General features: G+C 68.3%; 16 protein-coding genes. 6 read left to right on the top strand and 10 right to left on the bottom strand.

All coding sequences use genetic code 11. The features are described 5' to 3' along the window. The first annotated feature begins 1 nt into the window (after position 1). The 4 genes from ABZ004_RS01640 (at position 2) to ABZ004_RS01625 (ending at position 4,272) form a co-directional block, all read left to right on the top strand. Positions 2-1,000 carry a beta-ketoacyl-ACP synthase III gene (locus ABZ004_RS01640; RefSeq protein ID WP_355677824.1) on the top strand — a complete coding sequence of 333 codons (999 nt, stop codon included), beginning with the start codon at positions 2-4 and terminating at the stop codon, positions 998-1,000. A gap of 85 nt (positions 1,001-1,085) precedes the next feature. Further along, the gene (locus tag ABZ004_RS01635) at positions 1,086-1,334 is read left to right on the top strand and encodes an acyl carrier protein (RefSeq protein ID WP_077017127.1); all 249 of its coding nucleotides are present in this window, start codon (positions 1,086-1,088) and stop codon (positions 1,332-1,334) included. Positions 1,335-1,490: 156 nt separating this feature from the next. Next, positions 1,491-2,726 carry a beta-ketoacyl-[acyl-carrier-protein] synthase II gene (locus ABZ004_RS01630; RefSeq protein ID WP_355677823.1) on the top strand — a complete coding sequence of 412 codons (1,236 nt, stop codon included), beginning with the start codon at positions 1,491-1,493 and terminating at the stop codon, positions 2,724-2,726. A gap of 121 nt (positions 2,727-2,847) precedes the next feature. Beyond that, positions 2,848-4,272, top strand: coding sequence for a carboxyl transferase domain-containing protein (locus ABZ004_RS01625; RefSeq protein ID WP_355677822.1), 1,425 nt, complete (start codon positions 2,848-2,850; stop codon positions 4,270-4,272). Positions 4,273-4,497: 225 nt separating this feature from the next. Here ABZ004_RS01625 and ABZ004_RS01620 read toward each other — a convergent pair whose 3' ends face one another. The 3 genes from ABZ004_RS01620 to ABZ004_RS01610 all read right to left on the bottom strand — a co-directional run bounded on the left by ABZ004_RS01620 (position 4,498) and on the right by ABZ004_RS01610 (position 7,498). Beyond that, complete coding sequence (locus tag ABZ004_RS01620; protein WP_185444256.1) at positions 4,498-4,995, bottom strand: DUF3145 domain-containing protein; 498 nt, start codon at positions 4,993-4,995, stop codon at positions 4,498-4,500. 965 nt (positions 4,996-5,960) lie between these two features. Continuing rightward, positions 5,961-6,371, bottom strand: a complete 411-nt coding sequence (locus ABZ004_RS01615) for an SgcJ/EcaC family oxidoreductase (RefSeq protein WP_355677821.1) — start codon at positions 6,369-6,371, stop codon at positions 5,961-5,963. Positions 6,372-6,484: 113 nt separating this feature from the next. Next, a complete protein-coding gene (locus tag ABZ004_RS01610; RefSeq protein ID WP_355677820.1) occupies positions 6,485-7,498 on the bottom strand; it encodes a LacI family DNA-binding transcriptional regulator in 1,014 nt (337 codons plus the stop codon). A 321-nt stretch (positions 7,499-7,819) separates the two neighbouring features. Here ABZ004_RS01610 and ABZ004_RS01605 point away from each other — a divergent pair, with 321 nt between their 5' ends. After that, entirely contained in the window at positions 7,820-10,987 is a 3,168-nt protein-coding gene (locus ABZ004_RS01605) for a glycoside hydrolase family 9 protein (RefSeq protein ID WP_355677819.1), read from the top strand. A gap of 47 nt (positions 10,988-11,034) precedes the next feature. Here the strand turns inward: ABZ004_RS01605 and ABZ004_RS01600 are convergent, their stop codons facing one another. From ABZ004_RS01600 to ABZ004_RS01585, 4 genes are all read right to left on the bottom strand, one after another. After that, positions 11,035-11,850: an NPP1 family protein gene (locus tag ABZ004_RS01600; RefSeq protein ID WP_355677818.1), complete on the bottom strand. Its 816-nt coding sequence runs from the start codon at positions 11,848-11,850 to the stop codon at positions 11,035-11,037. A gap of 75 nt (positions 11,851-11,925) precedes the next feature. Continuing rightward, on the bottom strand, positions 11,926-12,879 hold the full coding sequence (locus ABZ004_RS01595) for a VWA domain-containing protein (protein ID WP_355677817.1): 954 nt from the start codon (positions 12,877-12,879) through the stop codon (positions 11,926-11,928). After that, the gene (locus ABZ004_RS01590; protein ID WP_355677919.1) at positions 12,879-13,838 is read right to left on the bottom strand and encodes a DUF58 domain-containing protein; all 960 of its coding nucleotides are present in this window, start codon (positions 13,836-13,838) and stop codon (positions 12,879-12,881) included. Before ABZ004_RS01590 ends, ABZ004_RS01595 begins: the two co-directional genes overlap by 1 nt. Before the next feature lie 35 nt (positions 13,839-13,873). Beyond that, on the bottom strand, positions 13,874-14,908 hold the full coding sequence (locus ABZ004_RS01585; RefSeq protein ID WP_355677816.1) for a MoxR family ATPase: 1,035 nt from the start codon (positions 14,906-14,908) through the stop codon (positions 13,874-13,876). A gap of 211 nt (positions 14,909-15,119) precedes the next feature. On the opposite strand from ABZ004_RS01585, the gene ABZ004_RS01580 reads away from it, so the two are divergent. Further along, positions 15,120-16,019, top strand: a complete 900-nt coding sequence (locus ABZ004_RS01580; protein ID WP_355677815.1) for a hypothetical protein — start codon at positions 15,120-15,122, stop codon at positions 16,017-16,019. A 2-nt stretch (positions 16,020-16,021) separates the two neighbouring features. Here ABZ004_RS01580 and ABZ004_RS01575 read toward each other — a convergent pair whose 3' ends face one another. From ABZ004_RS01575 to ABZ004_RS01565, 3 genes are all read right to left on the bottom strand, one after another. Continuing rightward, positions 16,022-16,933: an aldo/keto reductase gene (locus ABZ004_RS01575; RefSeq protein WP_355677814.1), complete on the bottom strand. Its 912-nt coding sequence runs from the start codon at positions 16,931-16,933 to the stop codon at positions 16,022-16,024. Positions 16,934-17,065: 132 nt separating this feature from the next. After that, positions 17,066-18,010 carry a hypothetical protein gene (locus tag ABZ004_RS01570; protein WP_355677813.1) on the bottom strand — a complete coding sequence of 315 codons (945 nt, stop codon included), beginning with the start codon at positions 18,008-18,010 and terminating at the stop codon, positions 17,066-17,068. Positions 18,011-18,140: 130 nt separating this feature from the next. After that, positions 18,141-20,693, bottom strand: coding sequence for a LamG-like jellyroll fold domain-containing protein (locus ABZ004_RS01565; RefSeq protein ID WP_355677812.1), 2,553 nt, complete (start codon positions 20,691-20,693; stop codon positions 18,141-18,143). Positions 20,694-20,727 lie beyond the last annotated feature (34 nt).

Genomic DNA, 20,727 nt, shown 5'->3' with positions numbered 1-20,727 from the left:
CATGGGCGGCCAGATCAACCAGTCCGCCGGCGCCGACCACGCCGCGATCCTCGGCCTCGGCGCCTACCGGCCCCGCCGGATCGTGCCGAACGCGGAGATCCTCGAGCAGATCGACTCCAGCGACGAGTGGATCCAGACCCGGTCCGGGATCAAGGAACGCCGCTGGGCGGACCCGGACGAGACGATCCTGATGATGTCGTCCAACGCCGCGAAGGACGCGCTGGCCGAGTCGGGCATCGACCCGGCCCAGATCGGCTGCGTGATCGTCGCGACGGTGACCCACCTCTACCAGACGCCCGCGATCGCGACCCAGCTCGCGGTCGCCGTCGGTGCGCCGACGGCCGCCGCGTTCGACGTCTCGGCCGCCTGCGCCGGGTTCTGCTATGGCGTCGCGATGGCCAGCGACATCGTCCGCGGCGGCAGCGCGAAGTACGTGCTGGTGATCGGGGTCGAGCGGCTCAGCGACATCACTGACCGGACCGACCGCGGCACCGCGTTCATCTTCGCCGACGGCGCCGGTGCGGCCATCGTGGGTCCCGCCGACGAGCCGGGTATCGGCCCGGTGGTGTGGGGTTCCGACGGCACCCAGCACCAGGTGATCAGCCAGAAGGAGTCCTGGGCGGAGGCGGCCGGCAGCTACCAGTGGCCGCACCTGACGATGGACGGCAACCCGGTCTTCCGGTGGGCCTCGTTCGAGATGGCCAAGGCCGCCCAGCAGGCGCTCGACGTCGCCGGGGTGAAGGCCGAGGACCTCGACCTGTTCATCCCGCACCAGGCCAACATGCGGATCACCGACGCGATGCGCCGGACGCTGAAGCTGCCCGAGACCGTCAAGGTCGCCCGGGACATCCAGCGGCAGGGCAACTCGTCGGCCGCGTCGATCCCGCTGGCGATCGCGGCCATGCGCGAGGACGGCGAAGCCAAGAGCGGCGACCTCGCCTTGATCATCGGCTTCGGCGCGGGCCTGGTCTACGCCGCGCAGGTGGTCCGGCTCCCTTAACCAGGGACCCAAAGAGATGTCCGGGACGGCTCAGGTGGCCGGCCCGGCGATTGTCAGAGACAGATTCCGAAAGGGAAACACACAGATGGCCAGCACCGAAGAGATCCGCTCCAACCTCGCCGAGATCGTCAACGAGATCGCGGGCATCCCGGTCGAGGACGTCCAGCTGGACAAGTCCTTCACCGACGACCTCGACGTCGACTCGCTCTCCATGGTCGAGGTCGTCGTGGCCGCCGAGGAGAAGTTCAGCGTGAAGATCCCCGACGACGAGGTCAAGAACCTGAAGACCGTCGGTGACGCCGTCGCGTTCATCGAGCGCGCCCAGAACGGCTGATTCAGTTCCCTCGTGCTGGCACTGCTTGCTCACCGGACCCCGCGTGGGTCCGGTGGGTGGGCGCTAGCGCCGGCCACCACCCCGTAGTACGGGCACACACCGCTCCGTACGCCCGGGCCCGACCCACCAGCTCTCACGCCGAAGGATGAGGTAACCATGTCGAAGACCCGAGTCGTCATCACCGGGCTCGGAGCGTCCACCCCGGTCGGGGGCGACGTCGCGAGCACCTGGGACGCGCTGCTGGCCGGCCGGTCCGGCGCGAAGCTGCTGACCGAGGACTGGGTCGAGGAGCTGCCGGTGAAGATCGCCGCACCGGCCGCCGTCGAGCCGACCGACGTGATCGAGCGGGTCAAGGCCCGCCGGCTGGACCGCAACGCCCAGTTCGCCGTGGTCGCCGCCCGCGAGGCCTGGGCCGACTCCGGCCTGGCCGACGTGGAGCTGGACAAGACCCGGCTGGGTGTCGCCATCGCCACCGGCATCGGTGGCCTGCTCACCACCCTGAACAACTACGACCTGCTGCAGAAGGGTGCCCGGCGCGTCTCGCCGCTGGCGATCCCGATGCTGATGCCGAACTCGGCCGCCGCGAACGTCGGCCTGGAGCTCGGCGCGCTGGCCGGCGTCCAGACGCCCGTCTCCGCCTGCGCCTCCAGCAACGAGGCCATCTCGCTGGCCGCGGACCAGATCCGGCTCGGCCGCGCCGACATCGTCGTCGCCGGCGGCGCCGAGGGTTCGATCACCGCGCTGCCGCTGGCCGCGTTCGGCCAGATGATGGCGCTCAGCAAGCGCAACGACGAGCCCGAGCGCGCCTCGCGTCCGTGGGACGTCGATCGCGACGGCTTCCTGCTCGGTGAGGGCGCCGGCGTCCTGGTGCTGGAGAGCTACGAGCACGCGGTCGCCCGTGGCGCCAAGATCTACGCCGAGTTCGGCGGCTCCGGCATCACCGCCGACGGTCACGACATCGTCCAGCCCGACCCGACCGGCTCCGGCGCCGAGCGCGCGATGAAGCTGGCGCTGCGCGAAGGCGACCTGGCGGCCGGCGACATCGTGCACATCAACGCGCACGCGACCTCCACGCCGGCCGGTGACGTCGCCGAGGCGGTGGCGATCCGGAAGGCCCTCGGCAGCGCCACCGACCATGCGATCGCGACCGCGCCGAAGTCGATGATCGGTCACCTGCTCGGCGCGGCCGGCGCGGTCGAGTCGATCGCCACGGTGCTCGCGCTGCACCACAGGGTGGTGCCGCCGACGATCAACCTCGACAAGCTCGACGACGGCGTGCAGCTCGATGTCGCGACCGAGCAGCGCAAGCTCCCCGACGGCGACATCGCGGCCCTGAACAACTCCTTCGGCTTCGGCGGCCACAACGTCGCTTTGGCCTTCAAGTCGGTCTAGTACTACGGCCTGGGAGTGCGTGAGGCCCTCCCAGGCCCAGACCGTCCCTCCACGGCCCCGAGCCTCGAAACTCCCGGCCTTCTCCAGTCGCTCCGCTCGACAGCCCAGACCGGGAGGCCAAATGACCACCGCACCCGTCAAGCCCGCGAAGTTGCCTCGTGAGCAGGATCCGCGTAATCCGGTCGCTCGGCTGACCGCGTTGCTTGATCCGGACACGCTCGAGTTGATCACGCCGGATGATCTGTCCGGGATGCTGGCGGTTCGGGGGACGATCAGTGGGGCGCCGGTGGTGGCGTTCTGCTCGGACGCCACCGTGATGGGTGGGGCGATGGGCGACCAGGGCTGCGAGGTCGTGGTCAAGGCGTACCAGGTCGCCCGCTCCGAGGAGCTGCCGATCATCGGTCTGTGGCACTCCGGCGGCGCCCGGCTGGCCGAGGGCGTGCTGTCGCTGCACGCGGTCGGCAAGATCTTCTTCGAGATGACCCAGGCCTCGGGCAAGATCCCGCAGATCTCGGTCGTCCTCGGTCCGGCGGCCGGCGGCGCGGCGTACGGTCCGGCGCTGACCGACATCGTCGTTCTCGGGCCGGAGGGCCGCATCTTCGTCACCGGGCCGGACGTGGTCCGCTCGGTGACCGGCGAGGACGTCGACATGCTGCGGCTCGGCGGTCCCGAGCCGCACGGACGGCGGTCCGGGGTCGTGCACATCACCACAGATTCCGAGGCGGCGGCGATCGCCAAGGCCCGCGCGCTGGCCGACCTGTTCGCGAACCAGGGTTCGGTGGCGTCCGACGTACCGGACACGGATCTTTCCGGGTTGCTGCCGGAGTCGGCCAAGCGCGCGTACGACGTCCACCCGCTGGTCGGCGGGGTGCTCGACGAGGAGTCCGGCGTCGAACTGCACCAGCGGTGGGCGCCGAACATCGTCACCACGCTCGGCCGGCTCGGTGGCCGGACCGTCGGGGTGATCGCGAACAACCCGCTGCGGCTCGGTGGCTGTCTCGACGCACTGTCGGCGGAGAAGGCGTCCCGCTTCGTGCGGATGTGTGACGCGTTCGGCGTACCGATGATCGTGCTGGTCGACGTACCGGGCTATCTGCCAGGCGTCGGGCAGGAGTGGGACGGCGTCGTACGACGCGGCGCCAAGCTGCTCCATGCTTTTGCCGAGTCGGTGGTGCCGCGGGTGACGCTGGTGACCCGGAAGACGTACGGCGGCGCGTACATCGCGATGAACGCGCGGTCGCTGGGTGCCACCCGGGTGTTCGCGTGGCCGCGGGCCGAGGTGGCGGTGATGGGTGCGATCGCGGCGATCCGGATCCTGCATCGGCGCAAGCTGGCCGACGTACCGATCGAGCTTCGTGCGCAGGTCGAGGCCGAGCTGGCCGCCGAGCACGAGAAGATCGCCGGCGGGATCGAACGCGCCCGCCAGATCGGCGTCGTCGACGAGGTCGTCGAACCGTCGGTCACCCGCTCAGCTCTCGCCGCCGCCATCGCCACCGCAGAATCCGGCGGCCGGGTGCGTGGGCAGCACGGGAACATCCCGCTGTAAAACCCCTTACAGACAAAGAGAAAGGGCACGGACCCTAGGTCCGTGCCCTTTCCACGTGGTGCGGCCGCTGTTGATCGACAACCGGGGGTGTCCCGACACCCGGTGGCCCCAGCGGCCACGGTCTTGATTCCCCTACCTTGGCTCACCGTCTGACAGTTAGCATCGTCGATTTGTGCGAAGAAATCTTCCCTTCCCGGGCTTTCTTCTGAAGTTCTCAGGAAACGCTCAGACGACCTGATGGAGCCAGCGCACGGGTGCACCGTCACCGGCGTACCGGAAAGGTTCGAGCTCGTCGTCCCACGGCCGGCCGAGCAAACGCTCGACCTCCTCGGTCAGATCGGCCTCGCCACTCGCGGCCTTCAGCATCGCTGCCTTCAGCCGCTCCTCGGGCACCATGATGTCGCCGTGCACGCCGGTCGTCGCGTGGAAGACACCGAGGGTCGGGGTGAACGAGTACCGCTCGCCCTCGACACCGTTGCTCGGCTCCTCCGTCACCTCGAACCGGAGCTTCTGCCAGCCGCGCAGCGCGGACGCCAGCTTCGCCGCGGTGCCGGCCTCGGCTTGCCACGACAGCTCGGCCCGGTAGCTCCCCTGAGCCGCGGGCTGCGGTGTCCAGTCAAGTTTCACGGGCACACCGAGGATGCCGCCCGCCGCCCACTCGACATGTGGGCACAACGCTGACGGCACCGTGTGGACGTAAAGCACGCCACGAGTTGTCGCCACCGGGACCTCCTGTGTTCGAGGGGCGCCTTCCCCAGCGTTCTCGAACACGGACTCGAAAGTCCGGCGACAGCAGGTACATCTTGCACCACCGACCCCTCCAACACCAGCAACCTCGCCGTGTCAACCACATCACCATCGTGTCGCAACCCAGAAACCCCCGCTCCGCAACCCCGGCCTCCTCGGCCCGCCGCTTCACAGAAGCACCGCACCAGTCCAACGCCTCCGCCGACTACCTCTCCCACTGCTTCGCCACAAAATTCGCCACAAAAGCAGTCAAGCCAGCCTGACCCCTACCCAGCAGGTATGCCCGAGCGCCTACAAGCGGGTCCGTTCGAGTCGCTCAGGCACCAAGAGCGTGCTTACCTCCTCCTGTTGTGCTCCCCCCACTGCTCTAACAATGGGGGAACCCTGCCAGGGGCGGTAAGCCCAAGCTCCGGCCTGAACCCCGACGGACGAGTCGGCGGCGAGACTGCCTGCGGACTGCCCAGGACGGCCCGGGACGCAGCGAACGGGGCGGATTCGCGCACAACCGACGACGTCGACGTACCGACCGACATGAGGTATCCCCCTAAACCAGCCCCGCCCAGCCCCACTTGAGCGTCACCCCACCCGCCCGACACCGACACCTCATGTCCGTCGGTACAGCTCCCTCCACTCCAACCGGCTTCCCACCCTTCAACCGCCCCCGACCCGGCCGCACCTCGACGACCAGCACCCCCGAGCCCGACCAACCCCGACGATCAGGATCCCTGGGCTCCCACCACCACCCGACCCCACCTTGGCGATCAACACGCCCTGGGCTCACACGTCTGGCGGGATTCGCGTAGCTGCATCTATCCCTGGTCGATGCGGTGGGTTTCAAGGGTCTCCAACACCGGGCTCCCTCACCCACCGGCCCGCACCCCGGGTCGCCCGAGGTGCCGCCGTACGGGCTCTGCGGAACGGTACGGCGGCGGCTTGTCGGTTCACTGGGTTGGCGGCAGTTTCGGGCTGCTGTGGTAGGCGGCGATCAGCCAGCGGCCGTCGCGCTTCTCGAAGACCCAGGTGGCGTTCACCTTGGCGCTGTCCGGAACCTCGCTCTGGCCGGCGAACAGGATGCCGGATTCGCTGATGACGATCGCGGCGTCCGTTCCGACGAAGCGCATGCTGAGCTGCTTGTTCACCGTCGAGCTGCCCTTGAGTGGCCCTGCGAACGCCGCTGCCATGCTCTCGCGGATCACGTCGCGGCTGTCTCGGAGCGAGCCGGGCAGGATCGCGGTCGCGTCCTCGGTGTAGTTGGCGACCATGCCGGCGGCGTCGCCGGCCTCCCACGCCTTGTAGGAGTCAACCAGCACGGCCTGGATCGCGGCCTCGTCTACCGCACGACTGTCTGACATCGGACTCTCCTCGTTGAACGGTTCGACCGGTTGTCCGGTGAACTCGCGAATACATACCGGCGGAGAGGCCAGAACTCATCGGCGCTGACCGAAAAACTTTTCTCTTCGTCGCGTCAGGCGGAGGCTCGGTGGATGAGGCGGGTGGGGAGGATGAGGGGGGTGGGGGTGTTGCCGGAGATGAGGGTCAGGAGCATCCGGGCCATCTCCCGGCCGAGGGCCTCGATGGGCTGGTTGACGGTGGTCAGGGGCGGGTCGGTGTGGCGGGCGGCGGGGATGTCGTTGAAGCCGATCAGGGCGACGTCGGCGGGGACCGTGCGGCCGGCCCGGGCGAGGACCCGGAGGGCACCGACCGCCATCTGGTCGGAGGCGATGAAGACGGCGTCGAGGTCGGGGGCCCGGGCCAGCAGCCGCCTCATGGCCTCAGCTCCACCGTCCTCGCTGAAGTCGCCTGGTTCGGCCAGCGAATTGTCGAGGCCGGCCACCGCGAGCGCCTCCTGGAAGCCTTGCAGGCGGGCCACTCCGGCACCCTCGTCGAGGCGACCCGTGATCGTCGCGATCTTCCGGCGGCCGGACGCGACCAGGTGTTCGGTCGCGAGCCGCGCCCCACCACGGTTGTCCGCGTCCACGTAGTACCGCGGTTCGAAGGTGAGCGGGCGGCCGCCGAAGACGACCGGGACCGAGGACTGGTCGGCCAGCTTCGCGAGCGGGTCGTCGCCGTGCAGCGACATCAGCATCACGCCACCGGCCTGGTGCGTCCGCAGCAACTGCTCCAGCCGTGCGTGACCGCGCGAGGAGGTGGCGAGCAACAGCATCAGTTCGAGGTCGGTCTGCTCCAGTACGGCGTTGATGCCGACCACCACCTCGGCGAAGAACGGGTCCGCGAACATCGCCGGATCGTCGCCGCAGATCGCCAGCACGACCGAGCCCGCCTGCTGGGTGGCCAGCGCGCGAGCCGTGGCATTGGGTACGTAGCCGAGATCGTCCACCGCCCGGCGTACGGCCTCGCGTTTCGCGCGGCTGACGTGCGGCGCATTGTTGATCACCCGCGAGGCCGCGGACCGCGAGACCCCGGCCCGCTCGGCGACCTCGTCGAGGGTCGGCTGCCGCCGCGGCGTACCGGTCGTCACCTGGTCGTACTCCTTACTCCCGCTGCCCGAAAGACTGTAGCGCTCCCAGCAGTGCGGGTGCCTGGATCACGGTGACGCCGCTGAGTCAGCACCCGGCGGGGTCCCGGTCGGGAATTGACGAGCGGAGACTGGGACCGGACTGGGAGCGCTTCCGGCCGACCATAGACGAGGACAGTCAGCTTGTGAAGAGCGGGTCTTACGGCTGGTTTCGGTCTTGACACGCCCAGTAGCCGTCGGCAGCATGCTCAGGGACGCCGCTGGACCGATGGCCCGAATGTGAAAGCGCTCCCAGCGCATTCCCCCTCCGGAGGCAGCAGCATGATGTCCTCATTCCGCCGGCGAGCAGGCACCGGCCTGACCGCCCTGGTGCTCCTCGTCCCGGTGGCCGTAGCGGTCACCCAGACACCCGCCCGAGCCGCCGACCCGCCGTACGAGCGGGTGCTGAACGGGACGTTCGACTCCGGCAGCAAGGATCCCTGGTGGACCAGCGGGAACACCCCGGCGAGCGTCGTCGACGGCCGGCTGTGTGCCGAGGTCCCGGCCGGCACGGTGAATCCGTGGGACTCGATGATCGGGCAGGACGACGTACCGTTCGAGAGCGGGCAGCCGTACACGCTGCGGTTCGACGCTTCGGCGAGCCAGGCGGTGCAGGTGCGCGCGGTGGTCCAGCTCGGCGCGGCGCCGTACACCTCGGTGCTGAACGAGACGGTCAGCCTCACCACGACCCCGCAGTCGTTCAGCTTCACCGGGAACTCGACGGTGACCGAACCGCACGGCCAGGTCTCCTTCCAGGCCGGCGGCGCGACCGCGGCGTACACGTTGTGCCTGGACAACATCAGCTTCGTCGGCGGGGTCGTGCCACCTGGTGGGGTCCGCGACTTCGGCTCGCCGGTGCGGGTGAACCAGGTCGGCTATCTCGCCGACGGTCCCAAGCGGGCCACGTACGTGACGGACGCGACCGGCCCGCTCGGCTGGCAACTGCTCGACTCGACGGACCATTCCGTTGCCAGCGGCAACACCACGCCGTACGGCGCGGACGCGATGTCCGGCGAGAACGTCCAGCTGATCGACTTCGGATCGTTCCGCGGCACAGGCCAGGGGTATCGGCTCGCCGTCGGCTCGGATGCGAGTGAGCCGTTCGATGTCGGTGACGACATCTATCAGCCGCTGCGGAAGGACGCGCTCGCGTACTTCTACCACAACCGGAGCGGGATCCCGATCGAGGCACAGTACGTCGGGGACGCGTACGCCAGGCCCGCGGGGCATCTGGGGATTGCGCCGAACCAAGGCGATACGTCGGTGCCGTGTTTCCCGGGGACCTGCGACTACAGCCTCGACGTACGAGGTGGTTGGTACGACGCGGGTGATCACGGCAAGTATGTGGTGAACGGGGCGCTCGCGGCCTGGCAGCTACTGGACCTCTACGACCGTTCGGCGACGCATCACGACCGTGGCGTCCGGGACCGGACGTTGCGGATTCCTGAAGCAGGGAACGGGGATCCGGACGTGCTGGACGAGGCGAAGTGGGAGATCGACTTCCTGCTCCGGATGCAGGTTCCGGCCGGGCAGCCGCTCGCCGGGATGGTGCATCACAAGATCCACGACGAGAAGTGGACCGGGCTGCCGTTGCGACCAGCCGCGGATCCGCAGAAGCGGTACCTCTATCCCCCGTCGACGGCTGCCACGCTGAACCTTGCTGCCGTTGGTGCACGGTGTGCCCGGGTTTACGCGGTGTGGGATCACCAACTGGCCGGCCGTTGTCTGGTGGCGGCCAAGAAGGCCTGGAAGGCGGCTCAGCAGCATCCCGCGATCTATGCGCCCGCCGGTGGTGAAGGTGGTGGCGCGTACGACGACACGAAGGTGACCGACGAGTTCTCCTGGGCGGCGGCTGAGCTGTTCGCGACGACCGGCGACCCGTCGTACAAGAAGCACATCACGACGACGTTGTCGGCCGCGGATGGGTTCTCGTGGCAGGAGACTGGCGGGCTCGCGGATCTGGCGTTGGCGCGGACGCCGTGGCGGTTGTCCCCGGTGGAGCGGGCGAAGCTCGCCGTACGGATCGGGAAGGTGGCGGATGTGTACGTCAGCGACCTTCGCGGGCAGGGGTTCGCGAATCCTTATCTACCCCCGGACGGGAAGTACGTCTGGGGATCGAACAGTGCTGTTGCGAACAACTCGATGCTCATGGCAACGGCTTACGACTTGACTCATCGGACCAAGTATCGCGATGCGGCGCTGGAGTCGATGGACTATCTGCTCGGCCGGAATGCGGTCAACCAGTCGTACGTCAGCGGGTACGGCGAACGGGCGAGCCACAACCAGCACCACCGGTTCTGGGCGCATTCGCTGGATCCGTCGCTGCCGTCGCCGGCGCCTGGATCGCTGGCCGGCGGCCCGAATTCTGGGCTCCAGGATCCTGTTGCCCAGCGCAACCTTCCCGGCTGCGCACCGGCGACCTGCTACATCGACGACATCGGGTCGTACTCGACCAACGAGGTGGCGGTCAACTGGAACTCGGCGCTGGCGTGGATGACGGCGTTCGCCGACAGCGAGGGCGGGACCACCCGGCGCTCGCCGTCAACCGGGGCAGCTTCGGCGAAGGTGCTCGCCAGTCCCATTGATCTCACCAGCGGGTTCTACGTGGATCCGAACTCGAACCCGAAGACCTGGGTGAACACTCACGGAAGTGACTCGCGGGCCGGCTCGATCAACTCCAACATCGCCGCCAAGCCGATGGCGAGGTGGTTCGGCAACCCACCGGCTGGTACGACGATCGGCCAGCAGGTCGGTGCGTTCGTCGGAGCTGCGGACAATGCGGACAAACTGCCGATCCTCGTCGCCTACAACCTGCCCGGGCGAGACGCCTGTGGTGGACATTCAGGCGGCGGAGCGGGTTCGGTCTCGGCGTACCAGAGCTGGATCGCGGCATTCGCGGACTCGATCAAGGCGCGGCCGGCGATCGTGATCATCGAGCCGGACGCGCTGGGCGACTTCAACTGCATGTCCGACGCGGCCATTGCCGAGCGCAACGGCATGCTTGCCTTCGCCACTCAACAGTTCCGCGACCGAGCACCGAACGCTTGGGCGTATCTCGACGCGGGCAATGCCGGTTGGGTGCCTGCAGCAACTATGGCGCAGCGGCTCAACGGAGCTGGGATCGGCAACGCGCACGGCTTCGTCGTCAATGTGTCCAACTACTACACCACCAGCGCGTCGGCGTCCTATGCGACGAACGTCCGCAGTGGCCTGTCGTCGTCGAAGCCGTTCGCGATCGACACCAGCCGCAACGGCAACGGGTCGAACGGCGAATGGTGCAACCCGGCCGGCCGCAAGCTGGGCACTCCTTCCCAGGTCGGCGGCTCCGGTGCCGAACTCCTGCTCTGGGTCAAGGTCCCCGGCGACTCGGACGGCCAGTGCGGCATCGCTCCCGGCACACCGGCGGGCACCTTCAACCCCGATCTCGCAATCCGCTTGATCAACGGCTCGTAGTAGAGAGAGGCCCGCCGTACGCCGGTACGGCGGGCCTTTACAAACCTTTAGCCGTAGGGGTTGAAGGGGATCCCGGCCGGCTTGGCGGCGTTCAGCAAATACTGGAAGGAGTCGCCCTGGTCGCGGATCTTGATAGTCGCCGAACCGAAGTCCGCACTCATCAAGGTGTCCCGCAACGACGTACTCGGCCAGCCGTTCCAGCCGACCAGCGGCGGGTAGCGCCAATTGTGGTAGTAGTTCTCCGGCGGCTCGTCGTTGCCGTTGGCAAGCCGGAAGAAGTGCGTCCCCACGCCGTCCTTGTGGTAGACGACCTTCGGGTGCGAACCATCGAACAGCACCTGTGAACGCGGATAGGTGACCTGACTGGAATGCTGTGTGGTGGTCACATACTCGACTTGGTTGGTCGCCTGGTTCACCCAGGAGATCACGTGCTCGAAGTCGTGCCGATGGCCACCGAGACCGCTGCCGTCGACCGCCTGGTCCTTCTCGAAGTAGCTGGCGTAGATGATCGCGCACCAGCCGTTGTTGCACTTGTCGCGCGAGTAGGTCTGGGAGTTGTCCAGGTCGGACTGATCGTGACAGCTGCCATTGACCGCACCCGTCGTATTCAGGCCCGGGTTCAGCGTTCCGTCCGGACCGATAGCCGGTACTGCGTAACAGCCGTCGGTGTCGTAGTCGTATGCCGGCGAGAAGGACTGCTCGTACCCGTCGGCGTTCTGCGGCAGGTTGTGCGGTGGATCCGCGAACGCCAACGTCGCGGAGGCAACCAGCAAGACAGTAGTGCCCAGGGCGACGCCGAGAACACGGCGTACGCGGTGGGAGCGAGGCGGATCGGACTCTAGGGGCGGTGTGAGATCGCGCATACTCCGGACGATCTCAGCCCGCCACCTCTCTGTACATACTTCACAGAGAAAAGAATTAATTAATAGTGGAGGCGCTTAGGGGAAGCGGGAAGCCAGGGCGATGCAGGCGCCCGCGGCGGCCAGGGTGAAGAGCATGGCGATCCCGGCGAAGCGCGAGGTGACTTCCTTGTCCACCTTGTCGTAGCCGACGGACGAGCCGATGTCCTTGTAGACGTCCTCGAGTTCGCCTGCGGACTCCGCCGTGTAGGCCTCGCCGCCGCTGATCTCGGCGACGCTGCGGAGTTCGGCGCGGTCCGGTGGGACGCGCTGGCGGATGCCGTCCATCTCGATGAAGCCCGAGTCGGTGCCGAAGGTGATCGTGTAGACGGGCGTGTTCTTCGCCTTCGCCGCCTGGGCACCTTCCTGCGCCGTACGCCCGACCGTCCGTTTCCCGTCGGACAGCATCACGATGCGCGCAGGGGCGGGGTCATTGGGATGCTCCGGGTCCGGCGGCACCTGGGTCAGCGCCTGCAGCGAGGTGAAGATCCCCTCACCGGTAGCCGTCGACTCGGCCAGCTCCAGTCCGTCGATCGACCGCATCACGGTTGCCCGGTCGGTCGTCGGCGGCACGATGATGGACGCCGTACCGGCGAAGTTGACCAGTGCGACGTTGAACTTGGCCGGCAGCGCGTTGACGAAGTTCTTCGCCGACTTCTTGGCCGCCTCGAGCCGGTTCGGGTCGACGTCGGTTGCCATCATCGACAGCGACACGTCGATCGCGACCACGATGGTGGCCCGCTCGCGCGGCACCTTCACCTCGGCCTTCGGCTGGGCGAACGCCAGGATGCAGGACGCCGTCGCCAGCAGCGCGAGCACGACGGCCAGATGCCGCCGCCACTGCGGCCGGCGCGGTGCGACCCGGTCGAGCAGCGCGATGTTGGTGAACCGCAGCGCGTACTGCGCGCGCCGGTGCTGCAGGAAGATGTACCCCGCGACGACGAGCGGGATGAACAGCAGGAACCATAGTCTGGCCGGAGACAGGAACTCCATCAGCGAGCCACTCCCTTCGGCGGTTGATGCAAACGCGGGGCCATCCGCCGGTAGGCGAGCACGAACCGCACAGTGTCGGCGACCCAGTCCCGGTCGGTCCGCAGCACCAGATGTCCCGCACCTACCCTACGCAGTGCGACCCTGGTTCGTTCCCGCTGCGCGAGCGCCGCGGCGGCGTACTCCTCGCGGACCCGGCGCCGGCGGGTGTCGATCTCGCGGATCGCGCCGGTCTCCGGATCGCCGATCATCACCACGCCGATGTTCGGCAGTTCGAGTTCGCGCGGGTCGATGATCTCCACCGCGAGCACCTGGTGCTGGGCGGTCAGCTTGCGCATCGCCCGCTCCCAGGACGGCTCGATCCGGCTGTCGACGTCGCCGTCCTCCGGGGTCAGGAAGTCCGAGACGATGACGCGCAGGCCGCGTTTGCGCTGGGTCCGCGCCATCGAGTCCAGCGCGCCGGCCAGATCGCTGCGGGCCTGGATCTCACCGTTGTCCGTCTCGGCGAGCAAGGCCCGCAGCAACCCGTAGAGCGCGAGGCGGCCCGAGCGAGCCGGCCAGCGCCGCAGCGACGAGTCGCGCAGCATCAGCCCGCCGAACCGGTCACCGAGCCGGTGGGTGAGGAACCCGACCGTGGCGACCGCGGCGACGGCGAGTTCACGCTTCTCCAGCTGCGACGTACCGAAGTCCATCGAGGCGGAGAGGTCGACCATCGCCCAGGTCTCCAGCTCCCGGTCCGCGATCAGGTCGCGGACATGCGGCACCGTCGTACGGGCTGTGACGGCCCAGTCCATCCGGCGGACGTCGTCGCCGACCTGGTACTCGCGGGCCTCGGCCAGTTCGGTGCCCGGACCGGGCAGCAGGCCGAGGTGCTCGCCGTGCAGGTAGCCCTCGAGCCGCCGGACGACGGTCAGCTCGAGCCGGCGCAGCGCGCGCTCCGGGGCGAGCTGCGAGATCGTCATCGCAACCCGCGGGTCTGGTCGGTTGGCCATGGTGACTAGACGAATTCGGGGCGGCCGCTGCCGTCGTTGCCGTCCCGCCACACCGGCTGCGGCGGCGGCACGGTGGCCAGGATGCGCTCGACCACGGCGCGCGGGTCGATGTTGTCGGCGACCGCGTCGAAGGTCAGGCCGAGCCGGTGCCCCATCACGTCGAGGGCGACGGTCTGCACGTCACTCGGCAGCAGGTAGTCGCGACCGTGGATCAGCGCGAGCGCCCGGCCGGCCGAGACCAGGCCGAGGGTGGCGCGCGGGCTGACACCGAGCTCGATGATCGGCTCGAGGTCGGGGAGGTGGAAGTCGGACGGCGTACGGGTCGCCATCACCAGGCGGACGGCGTACTCCGCGACCAGGTTGTGCACGAAGACCTGCTCGGCGGAGCGCTGCAGCTCCATGATCGTCTCGGGCTTGAGCACCTGGCGCGCCTGCGGCGGGTCGACGCTCATCCGGCGGAGGATCTCGAACTCCTCGTGCCCGCGCGGGTGCGGCACGTCGATCTTCACCAGGAACCGGTCGCGCTGCGCCTCGGGCAGCGGGTACACGCCCTCGGACTCGATCGGGTTCTGGGTCGCGATCACGATGAACGGCTTCGGCATCGGGAAGGTCTGGCCGCCGATCGACACCTGCCGCTCGGCCATCAGCTCCAGCATCGCCGACTGCACCTTGGCCGGTGCGCGGTTCACCTCGTCGGCGAGGACGAAGTTCACGAAGGTCGGGCCGAGCTCGATGTCGAACGCCTCGCGGGTCTGCCGGTAGATCCGGGTGCCGACGATGTCGGACGGCACCAGGTCCGGAGTGAACTGGATCCGGGCGAACGAGCCGCCGACGACCGAGGCGAAGGTCCGGACGGCGAGCGTCTTGGCGACGCCCGGCACACCTTCGAGCAGGCAGTGCCCCTTGGCCAGCAGGGACACCATCAGGGTCTCGACCATGTGCTCCTGGCCCACGATGACGCGTTTGACCTCGTTGATGGCCTCGCTCACCAGGTGGGACTGCTGGGCGACTGACCCAGCGGGCACAGTGGTTTCGGTCATGCCTGTCCTTCCGGGGTCCGACTCGGACCATGTGTGCTCGCGAACTCCGCCATTCCATCAGATCCCCGGGTCCGCGCACGACCGCGCCCCACCCGAACCTCCTCCCATCCTCCCCACCCACCCAAATCCGCAACCGCCCAGCACCCGCCCGTACGCCGTACGCGGCGGGCTGGGCGACAGTGCTACCGGGTGTCTGGAAGGATTGGTGCCGATGACTGCGACCGACTCCCGCACCGACGCGCCGCCGGCCGGACCACCCTCGGGTCCGCCGGCCGGGCCGCCTGACGGCGTGCCCGCGCGGGTGATCCCGGCAGGGCTCCCCCTGCAGCCGGAGGATCCGCCCCGGGTCGGGGACTTCTGGTTGCGGACCCGGCTCGGCGCGAACGCGGCCGGCTACCTGTACTCGGCGAGCGACGACCACGGCCGGTCCGCGGTGGTCGCGATGATGACCGAGGGATCCGCCGACGACGCGGCCGCGCGGGACCGGTTCGTGACCGCGGTCGACGAGCTGCCGGTCGAAGCGGTGCTCGCGCACAACGACGCCGATGACGACGACCTCGCGCTCTGGGTGGCGCTCGGCCCGATCCGCGAGGACGACGGAACCAGTTCGGCCGCCGACGAGCGGCTCATCGCCGAGCGACGCGGCGAGGAAGTGCTGTCCGCAGTACTGATGGACCGCGTCCCGCAGCTCGGCCGCTTCCGCGGTCCCGACTTCCGGCACCACTGGGAGAACCGGCGCCGTCCCGGGCTGTTCCGGATCTGGCCGCTGCCCTGGCCTGCCGTACTACGGCCCGCTTCGCGGCTCGCTCTCGCGCTCGCCTTGCTGACGATGGCGATCATCATGGCGCTCGCCGTACTGATCGCCTGGCTGCTCTTCAGGAACGCACCCGAGGTCGACCCCGGCCCGGTGATCCCGACGGTCTCCGGCACGGCAACCGTCACCGTGACGCCGACGACCCCGCCGCCGAACACCAATTCACCGACCCCGGACCCGTCGGGAAGCCCGACGACCTTCCCGACCCCCACCGGTTCGCCGACCACCGGCCCGGTTCCGACCGGGTCCCCCGGCGGCACGGACACCCCCGGCGGCGACCCGGGCGACCGCTTCTAGTTTCAACCGACGTGGAGTAGCTTTCGGAGTTCCTGGTCGGCCCAGAGCGAGGCCGGGACGGGATGGCGGACGAGGGCGGCGTCGGCACGGATCTCGGCGGGACTGGCGGCGCCGATCAGCACCGAGGTGACGGCCGGATGCCGGCTCGGATAGGCGAGCGCGACCTGCGGCAGTGATACGCCGTACGCCTCGCAGACCGCCGCTATCCGGCGCGCCCGGACGTTCGTGACATCGACGTTCGCGCCTTTGGAGCGGTCGATCTGCAGCACCTCAGGAGTCAGGACGCCGGAGACGATCGCGGCCACCTCGCGAAGCTGGCAACGATCGAGCAGCGGCCGGGCCGATTGATCGAACAGCGAGTACTGCCCGGCCAGCAAGACCGTGTCGACCTCGGTGTCGCGGACGAAGCGGTCCAGTTGCTGCCAGTCGTTCATGGCGGCGCCGATGGCATGCAGCACGCCTTGGGTTCGCAGCTCGTGCAGGACGGGGTAGGCCTCGTCGATCGCCTGCTGCCAGCTCTCGCCCGGATCCTGGATGAAGACCAGGTCCACCGATTCCATCCGCAGACGCTCGAGACTTTCGGTCAGCGACTGCCTGATCCCGGCCGCGGAGAAGTCCGTGCGCAGACCCTTGCTGGTAACGATCCCACCGACCTTGGTGGAGACGAGGTATTCGCCGCGCGGGTGCCGGGCGAGCGCCGTACCGAAGCGTTGTTCGGAAACGCCCAGCCCGTACGCCGGGGAGGTGTCGAAGAACCGGATGCCCGCGCCGTACGCCGCGTCGATCGTGCTCGTCGCGCGTGCATCCCCGTCCGGGGCCGGCAGATTCCCGATCGGCGATCCACCGAGCCCGAACCGCGGCGGCCGGAACCTGCGGGTCAACCGGCTCGGAGGTGCGTGGCTCGGTGCGGTCATCGGCCCCTCACCTCCCGGTCGGTGTCACTACCAGGATCAGGGGTATGCGACGTCCTCGCATCTCGAAACGAAGATGCAGGGATGGAACCCGCCCCGGCTCCACCCCTGCATCAGCTCATCGGTCCGGCTCGATCACGACACCTTCGGCGCCCAGTCGAGGCCGGGGTAGGCGTCGTCGCCACTGATCGGGTCGGTCAAGGAGTAGCTGTAGCTACCGTCCGGAAGGTAGGCACGAACCTTGGTCCGCTCGTCCGGATAATCCGGATCACTCGGATCCTCCGGCAGGGTCGCGTTCGTCTGCAGCGCCGCGATCTTCTTGCCATCGGGTGACCAGGCAGTACCAAGGAAGAAGAATCCTTGCGGGAAAGCCTTGTAGCTCACCCGGAACGGCGTACCGGCACCACTGCGCGGCAGCGTGACGAGTTCACTCTGGTTACCGCCGCGGAACCGGTTCGTGACGAAGGCGATCTTCTGCGAGTCGGGCGACCAGTCCGGATAGTTGTTCCAGAACCCGGCGGTGGAGGTCAGCGTGCGCAGATCGGTGCCGTCGGGGTGGACCAGCTTGATCGCCGGACCGGTACTGAACGCAATCCGGCTCCCGTCCGGCGACCACGCAGGCGAATCGATCTGAGTACCTGCGGGTCCGGTCCAGATCGTCGATACGGCGCCGGTCGCGACACTGATCAGGTTGAGTTCGGCGCCGTTGCTGACCGCCAGCTTGGCGGCATCCGGCGACCAGGAAACGGCGCGCGTGCCCGGGGTGAACGGATACACGAAGATCTGGCGCTCGACGCCGGTCGCCAGTGTCCGGACGTAGATCGCGTCCTGCCAGGCCGGCGGATGCGGCGCCACCTGCCGGACGAAAGCGACCTGCCGCCCGTCCGGCGAGAACTTCGGTCGCTCGCCCTCGATCGTGGTGGTGTACGGCGCCGGCGTCTGCCCTGGCACCACGACCAGCCCTCCGAACTGCACGAACACCAGATTCCCGTTCTTCGGGGTGGCTGCGTCGGCTGGTAGGGCGGTGGTTGCTGCGAGGCCGATCGCGAAGACTGCGGCCAGGATGGATCTGAGTCTCATCTGCTCCCCCACGGAACGTTGAGTTGCGTGGCCCCCCACGCCTTCCGGGGCACGTTACGGAGCGGTTCTGGTGCAGACAAGGTCAGACCAGTTGCAACAAGCTGCAAACTGGTCTGACCTCAGTGGCCCGTCAGCGACCGGAGTCGTAGAGCGCCTTGACCTCGGTGTCGGAGAGTGCGCGGTCGAACACGTGCACCTGGTCGGCGCTGCCGTCCAGGTAGTCGACCGAATTGCCGCCGAACTTGGCCCGCCCGATCACCGTGTGACCGGTCGAGGTCGAGTCCAGACTGCAAGCCGACTTGGTCGCCACCAGTGCGCCATCGACGTACAGCTTCAGCTCGCTCTTGGCTGCATCCCGTACGCCGACCAGGTGATACCACTGATCCGGATTAGGCTTCGTCGGCGCCAATGCCCGCTGACCAGGGAAGCTCATCGCGAAGCGCTGGTCCGCACCGGAGTACTGCAGGAAGAAGGCGCTGTCGCGATCGCCGTCCTGGCTGACCACGGTCTGGAACGAGCCGTCCACCTTGTTCAGTTTCACCCAGGCAGCAGCGGTGTAGTTGCCGGCCGTGTCGAGCAGTTGCGCGCCGGTGTCGACGAACTGCCCGGATCCGTTCACCACAAGTGCTTGGCCGTTCTTGCCCGGGCCGAAGCCGGCGCCGCCTTCGAGGGTCCCGTCATTGGTGCCGACGGCATCTTCCGCGGTCCCGTCGAGCGGGTAGAAGTGGATCCCGTCGGCGCCCGGCGTACCGGGTGGCAGCGGCGGACCCGACGTACCGGTGCCGTCCGCGCCTTGGATGATCGACCGATTGATGGCACGAACCTGGGCGAAGTCCATCTTCGGGACCTGCCGGTCGTAGGTGAAGAAGCCGTTCAGCTCGCCTTCGACATCGGTGATCTGGGTGTAGACCGACGCACTGATCCCGCAGGTGTTCGCGGACCGGAGTACGTCGCGCTGGTTCTCCACATAGCGACGGGTCAGCGTCGCGCTGTCCGGCGTCATCTCGTACGCGAAGCCGTCGCCGAACCACATGTGATCGGGCGTCTTCAACCCGAACCCACCGTGCTCACCATCCACCGCGACCCGGTCGCCGGCCGGCATCGACGTCGCCGGGCCGAGGTAGGCGTGGTGGTCGATGATGTCGCCGCGACCCGAGTCGCCGAGCGAGGCGCAGCAGTTCACACCGCTGTGCGCGTTGACGAGCCGGGACGGGTCCTGCGCGTGAACGCTGTCGGCGATCCGCCCGGTTTCGGCCTGGTCCCATTCACCCCAGCCCTCGTTGAACGGCACCCAGGTGGTGATCGAGGTGAAGCTCTTGTGTTCCTCGACCATCTCTTGCAACTCGGACTTGAACTGGGCCTGCCAGGCCGGCGGGATCCGGTCGGTCTTGCTGGCGGGCATGTCCTGCCAGACCATCAGGCCGAGCTTGTCGGCGTGGTAATACCAGCGATCCGGTTCGACCTTGATGTGCTTGCGGACCGTGTTGAACCCGAGCGCCTTGTTCTGCTCCAGGTCGAACTTCAGCGCGGAGTCGGTCGGAGCGGTGTTCAGCCCGTCCGGCCAGAAACCTTGGTCCAGAGTCGCCAAGTTGAAGAGGATCTTGCCGTTCAGCGTCATCCGAAGCTTGCCGTCGGCACCTTTCACCTTGCCGACGGATCGCATCCCGGCGTACGAGCCGACCTGATCGACAGTTCTCCCCCGGTCGATGAGTTTCACCTTCAGGTCATAGAGAAACGGGCTGTCGGGTGACCAAAGCTTGGGGTTCTTGATGGGGAGCCTGAGCTCCGTGTCGGCCTTGCCGCGAACGGTCCCGACAGCTTTGCCGCCGTCGTACGCCGTGGCCTCGACGGTCAGGCCGGCCGGTCCGCTGGTATCAGCGGTGAGCCTCAGGGTGCTGGTGGCGAGGTCGGGCGTGAGCTGGAGCCGGTCGATCGAGGACGTCGCGACGGGCTCCATCCAGACCGTCCGCCAGATGCCGGAACTGCCTTGGTAGAAGATCCCGTGGTCCGAGACCTCGCGCTGCTTGCCGATCGGCTGGAAGGTCTCATCGGTGAGGTCCTCGGCCCAGACGATCAGCTCCTGCGGACCGGTCCGGTGCAGGGCGTTCGTGACGTCGACGTCGAAGCCGTCGTACCCGCCGCGGTGGGTGGCGACCTGGCGGCCGTTCACCCAGACCTTGGCGTCGTAGTCGACCGCGCCGAAGTGCAGCAGCAGCCGCTGGCCTTTCCAGTTGTTGGGCACCGTGAACGTCCGGCGGTACCACATCCGGTCCTCGTGCCGCTGGACGCCGGACAGCGCCGACTCGATCGGGTACGGCACCAGCACCTGCTCGGCCAGCGGCTTCCCGATCGGCGGCGCCTCACCGACCGCGGCGGCGCCGAACTCCCAGAGTCCGTTGAGGTTCTGCCACTGCGGTCGGGTGAGCTGCGGACGCGGGTACTCCGGAAGTGCGTTGGTCGGCGACACCTGATTGGTCCACGGTGTACTCAGCGGCGGCGTACCGGCATGCCAGCCGGCCTGTACTCCGGGGGTAGGCGGCGCCGCGTTGGAGCTGCCGGCCGCGAGCGCGGAGGTGGCGAGCGCGGAGGTGGCGAGCGCGGAGGTGGCGAGCGCGGAGGTGGCGAGCAATCCCGCAGCCGCGAGCGTTGCCAGCCGTCGTCGCATCGTGCGTGTCTTCTTCATCGGGCGGAGACCTTTCGTGGGCGGGGAAAGGTAT

Source organism: Kribbella sp. NPDC006257 (genome assembly GCF_040613535.1).
GTDB lineage: Bacteria > Actinomycetota > Actinomycetes > Propionibacteriales > Kribbellaceae > Kribbella.
Note: the sequence above shows the minus strand (reverse complement) of the source record. Positions and strands in the feature narration are given on the sequence as shown.

Coding starts and splice junctions, on each gene's coding strand:
- ABZ004_RS01585 (WP_355677816.1), bottom strand. CDS start 14,908: ATGACCGAAACCACTGTGCCCGCTGGGTCAGTCGCCCAGCAGTCCCAC.
- ABZ004_RS01575 (WP_355677814.1), bottom strand. CDS start 16,933: ATGACCGCACCGAGCCACGCACCTCCGAGCCGGTTGACCCGCAGGTTC.
- ABZ004_RS01640 (WP_355677824.1), top strand. CDS start 2: ATGGGCGGCCAGATCAACCAGTCCGCCGGCGCCGACCACGCCGCGATC.
- ABZ004_RS01580 (WP_355677815.1), top strand. CDS start 15,120: ATGACTGCGACCGACTCCCGCACCGACGCGCCGCCGGCCGGACCACCC.
- ABZ004_RS01630 (WP_355677823.1), top strand. CDS start 1,491: ATGTCGAAGACCCGAGTCGTCATCACCGGGCTCGGAGCGTCCACCCCG.
- ABZ004_RS01595 (WP_355677817.1), bottom strand. CDS start 12,879: ATGGAGTTCCTGTCTCCGGCCAGACTATGGTTCCTGCTGTTCATCCCG.
- ABZ004_RS01565 (WP_355677812.1), bottom strand. CDS start 20,693: ATGAAGAAGACACGCACGATGCGACGACGGCTGGCAACGCTCGCGGCT.
- ABZ004_RS01625 (WP_355677822.1), top strand. CDS start 2,848: ATGACCACCGCACCCGTCAAGCCCGCGAAGTTGCCTCGTGAGCAGGAT.
- ABZ004_RS01615 (WP_355677821.1), bottom strand. CDS start 6,371: ATGTCAGACAGTCGTGCGGTAGACGAGGCCGCGATCCAGGCCGTGCTG.
- ABZ004_RS01570 (WP_355677813.1), bottom strand. CDS start 18,010: ATGAGACTCAGATCCATCCTGGCCGCAGTCTTCGCGATCGGCCTCGCA.
- ABZ004_RS01605 (WP_355677819.1), top strand. CDS start 7,820: ATGTCCTCATTCCGCCGGCGAGCAGGCACCGGCCTGACCGCCCTGGTG.
- ABZ004_RS01590 (WP_355677919.1), bottom strand. CDS start 13,838: ATGACGATCTCGCAGCTCGCCCCGGAGCGCGCGCTGCGCCGGCTCGAG.
- ABZ004_RS01635 (WP_077017127.1), top strand. CDS start 1,086: ATGGCCAGCACCGAAGAGATCCGCTCCAACCTCGCCGAGATCGTCAAC.
- ABZ004_RS01600 (WP_355677818.1), bottom strand. CDS start 11,850: ATGCGCGATCTCACACCGCCCCTAGAGTCCGATCCGCCTCGCTCCCAC.